Genomic DNA, 13,801 nt, shown 5'->3' with positions numbered 1-13,801 from the left:
AAAGAGAGGGGGGATAATAAGTGAAAAATGTGATTCCAATCTTACGGATTTTTTTATGAGAAAAAAGCTAAAGAATTTTATCTTGATTATTTGGGATTTAAGGTAGACTGGGAGCATCGCTTTCAGCCGGATTTCCCTTTGTATCTTCAACTATCAATAGAATCTGTCCAAATTCATCTCTCAGAACATCATGGTGACTGCAGTCCGGGAGCTGCCATTAGAATTGAATGCAAGGATCTTCAAAATTATCATAGTATACTCAATTCTAAAGTATATTCATTTGCAAATCCTGAAATAGAAAAAATACCCTGGAATCTGAATGAGCTAACGGTTCATGATCCTTTTTCAAATCGGATCATTTTTTATCAAAATACATAAGATATAGATGAAAATTGAGAAAGTTTGTCGAAAATCATACGAAAAAGAAGACCATTTACACATGAAAATTAAAAAAGGCAGGACTTTTGTTTTTTGAATTCACTTTTAATTTTTGTTTTTCAGTATTATTTACAAATTTCTTAAGATACTCCTTTGATAAAACGGTCAAGGAATGTTAAAATGGAAATGGAAGCGTTTTAATCCAAACCTATCATTCTTTGAAAGATAGGATAGTATATTACAATAATATCCATTTGAATCTGTTTTCATTACATGAAGCAGATTCACTACCATTGCTGGGGGTTATGTAAGATGTCAGGAACTACAACAAAGCGCAAGATTCGACTTGAGGATTTTCATGGACCGAACCTTGGCTATGTCCTGGAGCTGTTTGATCAATATCAGCAGAATCCAGAGTCGGTTGATGAAGAATTAAGAGAAATGTTTGATGGATGGGATGCACCGCCGCAAGTTCAAGTTAGCAATGAAACATCAGCTGCTGATGTATCTTCTGTCCAAAATGTAACAAGTGCGGACAAAATGAAGAAAATTGCCTATGCAGTGAAGCTTGCTGATGACATTCGAACTTACGGTCATTTAAACGCTTCAATATACCCATTTGAAAATCCCAAAAAAGAGTTTCTTCAGCTGAAAGATTACGGGCTGACAGAGGCTGACCTAGAAGAGATTCCAGCATCCATTCTTTGTGCGGATGCACCTGAAAACGTTAAGAATGGTTTACAGGCCATTCAGTATTTAAAAGAAGTTTATACGAAAACAATTGCTTTTGAATTTTCACACGTTCACCGTTTTGAGGAAAAATACTGGCTCAAGAAAATGGTCGAATCCGGTGAAATTTTCAAAAGCCACTCAAATGAAAAGCGTGCAGCCATCCTTCGCCGTCTATCAGAAGTTGAAGGGTTTGAGAAATTTTTGCACCGTACATTTGTCGGACAGAAGCGCTTTTCAATTGAAGGGCTCGATATGCTTGTTCCAATCCTTGATGAATTGATTTCAAACGCAGTTCATGCTGGAACAAACAATGTAAATATCGGGATGGCTCATAGGGGACGCCTAAACGTTCTTGCTCATGTTCTCGGCAAGCCGTATGAAATTATTTTCTCTGAATTCCAGCACTCTCCAAATAAGGAGCTTGTTCCTTCTGAAGGATCCGTTGGAATCAACTATGGCTGGAGCGGAGATGTAAAGTATCATCTCGGAGCTGACCGTCAGATTACAGATGAAAGCACAAAACGCGCAAGACTGACTCTTGCAAATAATCCAAGCCATCTTGAATATGTAGATCCAATCGTAATGGGCTACACTCGTGCTGCACAGGACGATCGCAAAACAACTGGTTATCCAAAACAAGATGAGAAAGATTCCATGGCGATTTTGATTCATGGAGACGCTGCATTTCCTGGTGAAGGCATTGTGGCTGAAACACTGAATTTGAATTCATTAACAGGCTATCAGACTGGCGGATCAATCCATATTATCGCCAACAATATGATTGGCTTTACTACAGAAAGCAGCGACTCGCGCTCAACGAAGTACGCAAGTGACCTTGCAAAAGGGTACGAAATTCCGATTGTTCATGTAAATGCTGACGATCCAGAAGCATGTCTTGCAGCAGTGATGATTGCGATTGAGTACCGCAAGCTCTTTAACCGTGACTTCCTGATTGATTTAATCGGCTACCGCCGCTTTGGCCATAATGAAATGGATGAGCCTGCGACTACACAGCCGCAATTATATGAAAAAATCCGCAAGCATCCGACCGTGCGTGCTCTGTATGCTGCGCAGCTTGAAGAGGGCGGATATTTAGATAAAGACAAGATTGCAGAAATCGATCAGCAGACATTGGATAAATTTGATACTGCTTATCAAAAAGTGCCATCTAAAAAAGTTACGCAAGTTCATGAAATTGAGCTGCCTGAAATCGTTAACAATGGACTTCCAAAGCTGAAAACATCAGTTGATAAAGAATCTCTTTTACGCATCAATGATGAGCTAGTGAAATGGCCAGAAGACTTTAACGTTTTTGATAAATTAAAGAGAATTCTTGAAAGACGCGCAAACATCTTTGTCGGCGAAGAAAAAGCGGACTGGGCATTAGCTGAGACTCTGGCATTCGCGACAATTTTGGAAGATGGAACACCGATCCGTTTATCTGGTCAGGATTCTGAACGCGGCACATTCTCTCAAAGACACTTAATGCTTCACGACAGTGATACAGGCAATGTTTATTCACCATTGCATACACTATCTAAATCAAATGTTTCGTTTGCTGTTCACAACAGTCCATTATCAGAAGGATCTGTGCTTGGCTTTGAATATGGCTACAACGTATTTGCTCCTGAAACACTAGTGCTTTGGGAAGCTCAATACGGAGACTTCGCCAATGCTGCACAAGTTTTCTTTGATCAATTCATTGCTGCCGGACGGGCAAAATGGGGACAAAAATCAGGGCTTGTGATGCTCCTTCCTCATGGATATGAAGGACAAGGACCTGAGCATTCAAGTGCAAGACTCGAAAGATATCTGCAGCTTGCAGCTGAAAATAACTGGACAGTTGCTAACTTGACAAGTGCTGCACAATACTTCCATCTATTAAGAAGACAGGCTGCAATCTTAAAGCGTGAAGAAGTTCGTCCGCTAGTGATCATGACACCGAAAAGTCTGCTGCGCAATGCTCAAACCATTTCTACTATTGAAGAATTTAGCGAAGGGGAATTCCATTCTGTTGTGGAACAGCCAGGACTTGGACTGAACTACACGGATGTGAAGCGCATTGTTTTATGCAGCGGTAAAATTGCAACAGATTTAACAGATAAATTAAAACATCTTGAAGAAGATGTGAAAAATATTCATGTTGTCCGAGTCGAAGAATTATATCCGTTCCCTAAAAAGGACATCACGGCTATCCTTTCCCGCTACGAATCATTAGAAGAAATCGTATGGGTACAGGAAGAACCGATGAACATGGGTGCATGGACATATATCGATCCTGAACTTCGTGAAGTAGCACCAGCTGGTGTAAAAGTGAATTATATCGGAAGAAAAAGAAGATCTTCAACTGCTGAGGGAGATCCAAACGTCCATAAAAAAGACCAAGAACGCATCGTAACAGAAGCATTGACGTGGAAAAACGAAGGGAGAATTTGATCATGGCTGAAGTAATCGTACCAGAATTAGCTGAATCTATCTCAGAAGGAACTATTGCACAATGGCTGAAGCAACCAGGGGACTACGTTGAAAAAGGGGAATATCTGGTTGAGCTTGAAACAGATAAAGTAAACGTTGAACTTACAGCTGATTATTCTGGTGTGCTGAAAGATGTTGTCAAAGATTCAGGAGACACGGTTCTAGTTGGCGAAGTGATTGCTGTTATTGACGAAAATGGTGAAACAGCATCTGCGCAAACAGAAGAAGTAAAAGAAGAACCGAAAAAAGAAGAGACGCCAAAAGCCTCTGCTCCTAAAGAGGAAAAGCAGGAGCAAACTGAAAGCAAATCACAGCGTCCAATCGCTTCTCCGGCGGCACGCAAGCTTGCAAGAGAGCGCGGAATCGATTTAACTCAGGTTCCTTCAGGTGATCCGCTTGGAAGATTGCGCAAACATGATATTGAAGCATATTCTCCAAATGAAGCGGTACAGAAGCCTGCTGCGCCTCAAAAAGCGCCTGAAGCTAAGCCTGCTGCAAAACAAGCTTCTGATTCTTTTGACAAACCTGTTGAGCGCGAGCGGATGTCACGCCGAAGACAAACAATTGCTAAACGCCTGGTCGAGGTACAGCAAACGGCAGCTATGCTGACAACATTTAACGAAGTTGACATGACAGCTGTTATGGACGTTCGTAAACGCCGCAAAGATAAATTCTTTGAACAGCATGATGTTCGTCTCGGCTTTATGTCTTTCTTCACAAAAGCGGTTATTGCAGCACTTAAAAAATACCCATTATTAAATGCTGAAATTCAAGGTGATGAACTTGTCATAAAGAAATTCTATGATATCGGAATTGCTGTTTCAGCTCCAGAAGGCCTAGTTGTTCCAGTTGTACGCGATGCAGACCGCAAATCTTTTGCCCAGATCGAAGGCGCAATTGGCGACCTTGCAGGAAAAGCGAAAAACAACAAATTAACAATTGGCGATCTTTCTGGAGGTACATTCACAATCACAAACGGCGGCGTTTTCGGTTCTCTTATGTCAACACCAATTTTGAACGGACCGCAAGTCGGAATCCTCGGCATGCACAAAATTCAGCTTCGTCCAGTTGCGATTGACAAAGATACAATGGAAAACCGTCCTATGATGTACATTGCCCTATCATATGATCACCGTATCGTTGATGGAAAAGAAGCTGTAAGCTTCCTTGCAACAATTAAAGATCTTCTTGAAGATCCTGAATCTCTTCTGATTGAAGGGTAATGATATAAAACCTCCAGACTTTGATCTGGAGGTTTTTTTATCCATAGATTTAAATGAAATTTCCAAAGAGAAAGCCCAACAGACTCTTTCTAGTATAAGAAATACAGCAGGATTGTCGTTACAAATCCTACCCAAATGGAAAGTAAGAAGCAATAGCCCATAATATGCCTAATATGAAGACCGACTACACTCAAAATAGGAAGTGCCCAAAACGGCTGAATAAGATTTGTCCATGCATCCCCCCATCCAACTGCCATTGCAATTGTTGCGGGTTCCACACCTAATTCCATTCCAGCTGGAACTTGCAGGGGCCCTTGAAGCGCCCATTGTCCACCTCCAGAGGGTGCCAGCATGTTGACAATACCGGCTGTCCAGTACGTAAAGATATCGAACGTTTCTTTATTTGCAACAGAAATCATTCCGTCAATGATCATTTGTCCTAATCCTGAGCTTGCAAGAACTGCTATAATGCCGGCATAAAAAGGAAACTGCAAAATAATAGGGGATGTCGAGGTTGATGCTTCCTTGAATGCTTCCCCAAATTGCCCAAGTGAACCATGAAGAATAAGTCCAAGAGATAGAAATAAGAGATTGATAATATTTAAGTCTAAATCACGGCCATTTATAAATTCACTTACCACATAAATTAAACCAATAGCTCCTATTGTAATTCCTAGTACAGGTGTACGTTCCAGCTTTTGTGCTGGTGTATCTGCAGTTTCAGGTTCTTTGCTTTGTTTTTTTTCATTCATTTCATTTGCGAGATAAGGTTTAATATTTGTTTTTGGTGCCATAAAGCATATAAATATCGGCATAGTGACAAATAATACAGCGAAAATGATGATAGTCGAAGGGGCAAATATTGTATCAGAAGTGGGAATTACCCCCATCATATCTTCCAAAAAATGATCCTCTGTAGCAACTGTTAAGCCTATTGAACTGGACAAACCGGCCGTATATAAAACGGTAGGAGAATAAGCAGCAGCAACTAAAAGGGGAAAATGGGCCTTTTGGTTTCTTTTTCCAATTTCACGAACGAGAATCGCTCCCACAACAACTGCAAGACCCCAATTAATATAGTATGCAATAGCTGTGACAACAAAGGTTAAAATATATGCTTTATTTGGTGTATTAGCTAATGCTGAAAGAGATTCCAGTCCTTTTCTGACAAACGGAACTGCAGCCAAGACCATTCCTGTCATTAAAAGAAGGACCATTTGCATCGTAAAGGCAAGGTATGTCCAGAAACCATCACCAAATGACTTAAATAGGGTAATCGGTTCAGCAGGATTTGTAAAAAAGCCAACAATAAAAACGAACAAAGTGAGGAGAACAGCAATAACAAAAGCATCAGGCAAATAACGCTGAACACCTTTTGAGACACGGTCAGCAATAGAAGATAACACAACATCACTCCTTTCCGTATTTGGTACAGTATATTCTTTTATTTACCAAACATGTCCAGGACCTTTTAGGATGTCCTTTGTCAATAATGAGTGATTCTCATAACTGTATTTATAATAAAAACAAAAAGAGCACTACTTTATGCTCTCAGAGTGTAGACAAAATCACTTTTAGAAAAAAACATTTCAAAAAAGCGGTTTTTCACAGTCTCATTATCCAGATTTGGATTCTTTTAAGAAGTTATGCTACTAAATATGGGCTCCATCCAAAATACAAAAAGCAGCTGCCGACTTTGTCGACAGCCTGAGAGCACTACTGGTGCTTTTTTTGAATCTGTATCTTCTATTTAATCTTGTATCGGGAACCAGCCCGGTGTATTCACGATAGCCTTCCATAAAGGATCAGGTACTACAAGGCGGGATTGAGCATTTCTATCAAGCTTTGTTTCGATTTCATTTTCTCGTCCTTCAGCTACTTTTGACACCCAATCAGGATCGATAATTAACTCGCGTCCAAGGGCGATTAGCGGAATTCCAGTGCTCATGGCTTTAAGAGCATCTTCTGCAGAATAGATTGATCCAACGCCGATAACAGGAACATCTTTGCCAACACGCTCTTGGATAATTTCCATGCGTGAACGTGTATCATCAATTCCGCGTCTTGGGGCTGACCAGAATTCCATTAAAGAAACGTGCAGATAGTCTAGATCTTTAGCAGCTAATGCGTCTATTAGAGCTAAAGTGTCTTCCATTGTAATCCCTGGTGTTTCCGGCTCTTCTGGAGAGAAGCGGTAACCCACTATGAAAGAATCTTTTGCATGCTCTGCAACGGTTTTTTTCACTTCGTCAACAATTGCAAGAGGGAAAGCAAGTCTGTTTTCGATGCTTCCGCCGAATTGGTCTTCACGTCTGTTTGAATGAGGTGAAACGAATTGCTGAATAAGATATCCGTTGGCACCGTGAATTTCTACGCCGTCAAATCCAGCTTCAATTGCACGGCGAGCCGATTCCCCAAAATCACGGATGATGCTATTAATTTCATCGATTGTTAAGGCACGCGGAGTTGGAGCTTCTCCTGATGGATGCCCTTGTTCTGCAGCAATTGCACTGGCGCTGACAACATCACCATTTGGCACTAATTCTGCAGGAACCATGCGGCCGCCATGGAAAATTTGCAGGACAGCTTTTGCACCTTGTTCTTTTATGGCAGATGCCAATCTCTTTAATGAAGGAATCATGTCATCAGAGTCACTGCCGAATTCACCAGGAAATCCTTTTCCGCCAGGTGTCACATAAGCACATGCTGTGATCACCATTCCAACACCGTTTGCGCGGCGGCTATAGTATGCAACCTCTGCATCTGATACAGTTCCGTCCTCGTTAGAAGAAAAGTTTGTCATTGGTGCCATGACAATTCGATTTTTTAAATCTATACCGCTTTTAAAAGAAAGCGGCTGGAAAAATCCTTGATACTTTGAATTCATAATTCTCGACCTCCGTATTCGTGTTATCTTTTCCATCATACTTATTCAGTTTGAAAGTTGCATTAAATATGCTCATTAGAATTTGTTTAATATCTGTTTATCATTCATTATTTAAGGTAATGGAGTGTGGAACTATGAAAAAAATTGAAGTTGAAGTGATACAAGGACGCGGAAACTATTATGACCTTGGAGTAAAACAAGGAATCATTTACAAGCATTCAAAACTCTTTCTCAACCACCAGAAAAGAAGAGCGAAATCAGCAAAGTCTTATCAAGCAGACATACATGAAGCACAAGCTTGGTTCAATCGATTCGCTCCCGGACTGTGGAGTGAACTTGAAGGATTATCAGAGGGATTAGGCTGGCCGATTGAAGATGTTGTTCATGAATACAGCGGGTTTCAGGCAGACTGGAAAAAATCAGGCTGCAGTGCGCTTATGCAAAATGGGTATTATGCAAGAAACTATGACTATCATCCTAAAACGTATGAAGGCCGCTTCTTAATATGGCAGCCGGAAAATGCATATGCCAGCATTGGATTTGCAACAAGGATGATTGGCCGCATTGACGGAATGAACGAAAAGGGGCTTGTAATCGGCTATCATTTTGTGAATCGGTTAAAGCCAGGAGCTGGTTTCATTTGCTGCACCATTGCAAGATTTATTTTAGATACGTGCAAAACGACTGCCGAGGCTGTGGAAAAATTAAAGGAAATTCCTCATAGGCATGCATTTAACTATTCCATTTATGACGCAGGCGGAAATGCTGCAGTTGCAGAAGCCTCAAGCAGAGGTGTTTCAGTCAAGTACCATAAAAATATGGTTTGCACGAATCATTTTGAAAGCGAAGAAAAATTAAGAGAAAACCGCCATCATATCTTTGAGTCTTTATCAAGAAAAGAAGTGCTGTCGAATGAACTCTCCCCTGAATTAACTGCGATTCAAGCGTATTCTTTATTTAATAGAACGAACGGTCCGATTTTTAAAAAGGAGTATCATAATTGGTCCGGCACGCTGCATTCTGCAGTCTATTTGCCAAAAACCCTGCAGGTTATTGTCGGGGTTGGGGGAGACAGCCATCCGCTGCTCTTATCGTTTAAGGATTGGCTGCAAGGATCAAATAGCTATATCAAAAAAATCAAAGGAATTCTGCAAACGGAAATTGAACTGCCTTTTGAAAGATGACGTTTGAGTCAATGTCATAGTTGGGTACACTGATAAGAAGAGTTGGGGGGAGTAAATATGCAGCAAGTAATCTACATGATGAACCAGAATGAGCGGCTCTTATATAATAAGTGGGATTCTAATGTAGAAAGTCCATTATTCGTAGACAGAGAAGAAAAACAGCAGCTCTTCGGTATGATCTTTAAGATCATCAGTCAATCAGATGAAAAATCAGCAGATGAGTTAAGAGAATGGTATGAGCGCTATTTTAAACAAGATGGTTCTCTCACATACCTTGTTGAAGCCGTGCAGCGGTTCAGAAGATCATTGATAGAGGTCGTTTTAACTGCCAATGATTCCGATATTAGTCTGAACGAATTATATCAAACCGCTGATCAATGGTTTGATCCAATCATTGCTACTCTTGTCAGTGATTGCTCTAATTCATGGAATGAAGAATACCGAAAGCAGCAGCATATCGTAAAAGAACTGACTGCTCCGATTATTCCGATCTCAGCAAGCATTTGTGTCTTACCGCTGATCGGCAATATAAATGATGAAAGAGCGTATGACATAAAGGAAAATCTCCTTGCAGGTGCAGAACGGTATAAATGTGATAATATTTTTATCGATATTACTGGTGTTCCAGTCGTGGATACGTTTGTAGCAAATCATCTGATTCAGGCAGCTGAAGCTGTTCATTTACTAGGTGCAAACTGCATGATCGTAGGTATACGGCCTGAAATTGCCCAAACGCTTATTAATCTCGGAATCTCGATGGATAATATCCAGACATTTTCAAATTTAAGCACAGGCATTCAATTTGTGGAAACGAAGAATACTTAAAGACAGCGTTTATAACGTTGTTTTTTTTTTGAGAAAATTTCAATTTACATAATATTATTATGTTGAATAAGGAATGATCAGTCTAGTCGAACACAATTTAGCGGCAGGTGAAAATGAGATTCTATAATCAGCAGGCTTGTTTATTTAGCAGTATGAAAAAGGGAATCTCTTAATTTTGTAGAATATGGTAAAGGGAAAATCAAAAGGGGTGGCAGACCATGATAACCTTTAAGAAACCGGATGTTGAGCAATTTTTAAAAGTGTTGACGATACAGGATTTTGTTGTTTCGCCTGATAAAAGACAATTGGTGTTCAGCACAAATATCAGCGCCCATTTTAATTTATGGGCGATGGATTTGCCAAATCAGTATCCATATCCGCTAACTTCTATCAACCAAGCCTGCAGCAGCATTCTTTATCATAAAAAATCAAAGTTTATCTTAGCGGGTTTTGATTGCGATGGAGATGAAAATACGCAGCTTTACGCCATTTCTTCTAAAGGCGGATCACAGGTGCCGATCAGGTTTGAAGAGGGCGAGCGTCATATGTTTCCTTTCTTTTCAAAAGATGGAGAGTCACTCTACTATACATCTACTAAGCAGGGGCATGATACACATCTCGCAGCCTACCGATATGAGCTTTCTGCTGAAAAAGAGGAAATGCTGATTGAGGGAACGGATACAGCTGTGTATTTGATGGCAGTTTCACCTGATGAAACTAGTTTTGTCTATTCTAAAAACTACGGGAACACGTCTTCTTTACTGTTTGTGAGAACAAAGGGAGAAGATGTCATGGCTACCCCAGAAAGTGAAATACAATTTACTCAAAGCGATCCCGTCTATATCTCAGAAGAAGAAATTTATTTTATCACAAACTATGAGTCTGATTTTTCTTACTTAGCAAAATTTGAATTACCTAAACGTGAGTTTTCAAAGGTGCTTCAGCTGGAAGGTAAAGATGTCAGCTCGATTAAATATGATTCTTTTTCACAGCAGATATACATCCTTGCGGCCAAAGGGGTTGCAGATGAATTATATTCGTACGATGTAACAGATCAAACGTCAGTAATCATTGACATGCCGGTGGCTCGTGTAAATAAAATTGAAGTGACAGATGAAGGTGAGCTGTTTATACTCGGTCAATCTGCCACACAGCCATTAAATATTTTCTGCAGAATGCCGTCTCACAGCTGGTCGCAAATCACAAATCATGGGGTAACAGGGCTTTCACCTGAGGATTTAATTGAGCCTGAAACCGTGACATACTCTTCCTTTGATGGACTAAACATTGAAGCTTCTCTTTACAAGGCACATGCTGAAAACAGCAATGGACATATGATTATTTGGCCTCATGGCGGACCACAGTCAGCAGAAACCCATTCATTTAGAGCACTTTTTCAATTTTTGCTGAACAGCGGATACAGCATATTTACCCCTAATTTCAGAGGTTCATCCCGTTATGGGTTATCCTTTATGAAAATGGTTGAGGGAGAATGGGGAAATGGGCCCCGTCATGATATGGTCGCAGGAATCGACTGGCTGATCGAGCAGGGATTAGCAGATAAAGAAAAAGTATTTTTGATGGGCGGCAGTTTTGGGGGTTATATGGCGCTGCTCTTACATGGGCGTCATTCAGAATACTTTAAAGCGGTCGTTGATATATTTGGGCCGAGTGATCTTTTTTCATTTATAAACAGTGTTCCTGAATTTTGGAAGCCAGTCATGGATCAGTGGGTTGGAAATCCTGAGCGGGATCGTGAAAAACTGATTGATTTTTCACCGATTACTCATATAGATGGGATGACGAAACCAATGCTTGTCATTCAGGGCGCAAATGATCCTCGGGTTGTCAAAGCGGAATCGGATCAAATTGTTGAAGCTCTTAGACAAAAAGGGCGACAAGTAGACTACATCGTTTTAGAAGACGAGGGACATGGTTTCAAGAAAAAAGAAAATGAAATCCTCGTCTATCGAGCGATTGCTGAATTTTTCAATCAGTTTTTATAATAGAAGGTGAACGAATGAAAAATAGAAAAATCGCCATTGTGACGGGTGCAAGCCGGTTAAAAGGAATTGGGGCTGCCATTTGTCTTGAGCTTGCTAAAGCAGACACTGATATTTTCTTTACTTATTATCGGCCATATGATGCAGAACAGCCTTGGGGTTCAAAAAGTGAAGAGGCTGATTTACTAGAGTCACGTATTCTAAATGAAGGAGTGCGCTGCGCAAGTATGGAGCTTGATTTAACATTAACAGATTCATTTCCGGACTTGTTCGATGAAGTGGAGAGAAAACTTGGAAAAGCTTCGATTTTAGTGAATAATGCTGCTTACTCTACTAATACCGATGTAGAAACGATAAAGTCAGAAAGCCTGGATCTTCACTATTTTGTAAATGTCCGAGCACCTCTGTTATTAAGTGTTGAGTTTGTGCAACGATTCCAGGATGGTCAGGGAGGTCGCATTATTCATATGACATCAGGACAATCTCAAGGTCCTATGCTTGGCGAGCTTGCATATGTCACAACAAAAGCAAGCATCCCTGATATGACAAAAACACTTGCTGCAGAGATTGGCAATAAAGGGATTACCGTAAATGCCGTGAATCCAGGGCCAACAGACACAGGCTGGATGACGGAGGAGTTAAAAAAAGGGCTGGTTGATAAATTCCCAATGAAGCGAATTGGTCAGCCTGAAGATGCTGCAAGACTAGTTTCATTTTTAGCAAGTGAAGCAAGCGAGTGGATTACAGGGCAGACGATTCATTCTGAGGGCGGGTTTTTGAGAACTTAAAAGAAGAATGGAGATTGCCAATCGGTTATTTTTCGGCACTCTTCTTTCTGCTTTAAAAAGGATTTTAGCATTCAAAGTGGAATCTCTAGTACGGGAGGGATATATATATGACAGTCATCAAACTAGCAAAAGAATACTACCGTGAAGCAATTAAACTATCAGAATATGCATTTCAGTATAAAGTACCCGAAGAAAGCATTGAAAAAAGACTTCAAATGATAGAGAAGCATCATGAGGTTTATGGAATACTAGAAGGGGATGAACTTGCGGCTAAACTCCATCTTCTTCCGCTTGAAGTGTATCTAGGAGAAACGAAATTGAAAATGGGCGGTATCGCTGGTGTAGCAACTTATCCTGAGTATCGCCGAAGCGGTTACGTTAAAGAAATGCTTACATATCTTCTGGATACAATGAAAAAAGAGGGATACAGCGTTTCAATGCTTCATCCATTTTCAGTGCCATTTTACCGTAAATACGGGTGGGAACTGTTCAGCAGCAAACTTAAGGCTTCATTGAAATCAGAAGACCTTATTATGAAAAAACAAACAGCAGGAAAAATTAAACGCTATAAAAAAGAAACGCATTCAACTGAAATAGAGGAAATGTATGCTCAATTTGCTAAGCAATTCTCTGGCATGCTGGTTAGAGAAACATCTTGGTGGCAGGAGTCCGTTTATGATGAATTGACAGCAGCTGTTTACTATAATGAAGCAGGCGAACCAAAGGGGTACATGCTGTATGAAGTGAAAAATTCCAAAATGAAAATCGAGGAATTTATTCCGCTAAATCCTGAAGCAAGAAACGGCTTGTGGAATTTCATTTGTCAGCACGACTCTATGATAAAAGAGCTTGAGATCATTACATATGAAAATGATCCGTTATTGTTTTCACTGAATGAACCAAGAATCAAGGCTGAAATAACTCCATATTTTATGGTGCGGATTATTGATGCGGAAAGCTTTCTGAAATCGTATGATTTTTTATGGACCGATAATGAGGATCAGCTCCTCTTGAACTTGTCTGACCCGCATGCATCTTGGAATAACGGGACGTATTTGATTAAGAATCAGGAAGTCAGCAAACTAAGTATAAAAGAAACTGAGACATTATCAGGAAAAGGCTTGTCATTGAATATTAATACTCTTTCAACTGCACTGTTTGGCTACAAATGCCCGCTTGATTTACATCAAATCACCCATATTGAGGGATCAGCAGAGGATGTGCAAAAGCTGCAAATGCTTATTCCTAATAGACAAGCCTACTTCTATGATTTCTTTTAAATTCAAATCAAAAAAGAGAGAATCAG

General features: G+C 40.2%; 9 protein-coding genes and 1 pseudogene. 8 read left to right on the top strand and 2 right to left on the bottom strand.

Annotation, left to right across the window (positions count from 1 at the left end; translation table 11 throughout):
* Nucleotides 1-20 precede the first annotated feature (20 nt).
* The 3 genes and pseudogenes from CYJ36_RS07745 (at nucleotide 21) to odhB (ending at nucleotide 4,808) form a co-directional block, all read left to right on the top strand.
* Nucleotides 21-378: pseudogene (locus CYJ36_RS07745) on the top strand (glyoxalase superfamily protein).
* A gap of 312 nt (nucleotides 379-690) precedes the next feature.
* Nucleotides 691-3,546 (top strand): 2-oxoglutarate dehydrogenase E1 component, encoded by a 2,856-nt coding sequence (gene sucA / locus CYJ36_RS07740; protein ID WP_101566456.1) that lies wholly within the window; start codon nucleotides 691-693, stop codon nucleotides 3,544-3,546.
* Between the two features lie 2 nt (nucleotides 3,547-3,548).
* On the top strand, nucleotides 3,549-4,808 hold the full coding sequence (gene odhB / locus CYJ36_RS07735; protein WP_101566454.1) for a 2-oxoglutarate dehydrogenase complex dihydrolipoyllysine-residue succinyltransferase: 1,260 nt from the start codon (nucleotides 3,549-3,551) through the stop codon (nucleotides 4,806-4,808).
* Nucleotides 4,809-4,897: 89 nt separating this feature from the next.
* On the opposite strand, the gene CYJ36_RS07730 is transcribed toward odhB, so the two are convergent.
* Nucleotides 4,898-6,214, bottom strand: a complete 1,317-nt coding sequence (locus CYJ36_RS07730; RefSeq protein ID WP_101566452.1) for a short-chain fatty acid transporter — start codon at nucleotides 6,212-6,214, stop codon at nucleotides 4,898-4,900.
* Between the two features lie 344 nt (nucleotides 6,215-6,558).
* A complete protein-coding gene (locus CYJ36_RS07725; protein WP_101566450.1) occupies nucleotides 6,559-7,695 on the bottom strand; it encodes an NADH-dependent flavin oxidoreductase in 1,137 nt (378 codons plus the stop codon).
* Between the two features lie 134 nt (nucleotides 7,696-7,829).
* Here CYJ36_RS07725 and CYJ36_RS07720 point away from each other — a divergent pair, with 134 nt between their 5' ends.
* The 5 genes from CYJ36_RS07720 (at nucleotide 7,830) to CYJ36_RS07700 (ending at nucleotide 13,775) form a co-directional block, all read left to right on the top strand.
* The gene (locus tag CYJ36_RS07720) at nucleotides 7,830-8,879 is read left to right on the top strand and encodes a C45 family autoproteolytic acyltransferase/hydolase (protein WP_101566448.1); all 1,050 of its coding nucleotides are present in this window, start codon (nucleotides 7,830-7,832) and stop codon (nucleotides 8,877-8,879) included.
* Nucleotides 8,880-8,936: 57 nt separating this feature from the next.
* Nucleotides 8,937-9,704, top strand: coding sequence for an STAS domain-containing protein (locus CYJ36_RS07715; protein WP_101566446.1), 768 nt, complete (start codon nucleotides 8,937-8,939; stop codon nucleotides 9,702-9,704).
* 218 nt (nucleotides 9,705-9,922) lie between these two features.
* A complete protein-coding gene (locus CYJ36_RS07710) occupies nucleotides 9,923-11,710 on the top strand; it encodes a S9 family peptidase (RefSeq protein ID WP_101566444.1) in 1,788 nt (595 codons plus the stop codon).
* A 14-nt stretch (nucleotides 11,711-11,724) separates the two neighbouring features.
* Nucleotides 11,725-12,495: an SDR family oxidoreductase gene (locus tag CYJ36_RS07705; protein ID WP_101566442.1), complete on the top strand. Its 771-nt coding sequence runs from the start codon at nucleotides 11,725-11,727 to the stop codon at nucleotides 12,493-12,495.
* Between the two features lie 107 nt (nucleotides 12,496-12,602).
* Nucleotides 12,603-13,775, top strand: a complete 1,173-nt coding sequence (locus CYJ36_RS07700; protein WP_101566440.1) for a GNAT family N-acetyltransferase — start codon at nucleotides 12,603-12,605, stop codon at nucleotides 13,773-13,775.
* Nucleotides 13,776-13,801 lie beyond the last annotated feature (26 nt).

The sequence above is a fragment of the Bacillus sp. UMB0893 genome (assembly GCF_002858905.1).
Classification (GTDB): Bacteria; Bacillota; Bacilli; order Bacillales; family Bacillaceae; genus Bacillus_P.
This window is presented reverse-complemented; position numbering and strand designations above follow the sequence as displayed.

Excerpts from the sequence above, each read along its gene's own strand:
- sucA (WP_101566456.1), top strand. The coding sequence starts at position 691 with ATGTCAGGAACTACAACAAAGCGCAAGATTCGACTTGAGGATTTTCAT.
- odhB (WP_101566454.1), top strand. The coding sequence starts at position 3,549 with ATGGCTGAAGTAATCGTACCAGAATTAGCTGAATCTATCTCAGAAGGA.
- CYJ36_RS07725 (WP_101566450.1), bottom strand. The coding sequence starts at position 7,695 with ATGAATTCAAAGTATCAAGGATTTTTCCAGCCGCTTTCTTTTAAAAGC.
- CYJ36_RS07720 (WP_101566448.1), top strand. The coding sequence starts at position 7,830 with ATGAAAAAAATTGAAGTTGAAGTGATACAAGGACGCGGAAACTATTAT.
- CYJ36_RS07715 (WP_101566446.1), top strand. The coding sequence starts at position 8,937 with ATGCAGCAAGTAATCTACATGATGAACCAGAATGAGCGGCTCTTATAT.
- CYJ36_RS07710 (WP_101566444.1), top strand. The coding sequence starts at position 9,923 with ATGATAACCTTTAAGAAACCGGATGTTGAGCAATTTTTAAAAGTGTTG.
- CYJ36_RS07705 (WP_101566442.1), top strand. The coding sequence starts at position 11,725 with ATGAAAAATAGAAAAATCGCCATTGTGACGGGTGCAAGCCGGTTAAAA.
- CYJ36_RS07700 (WP_101566440.1), top strand. The coding sequence starts at position 12,603 with ATGACAGTCATCAAACTAGCAAAAGAATACTACCGTGAAGCAATTAAA.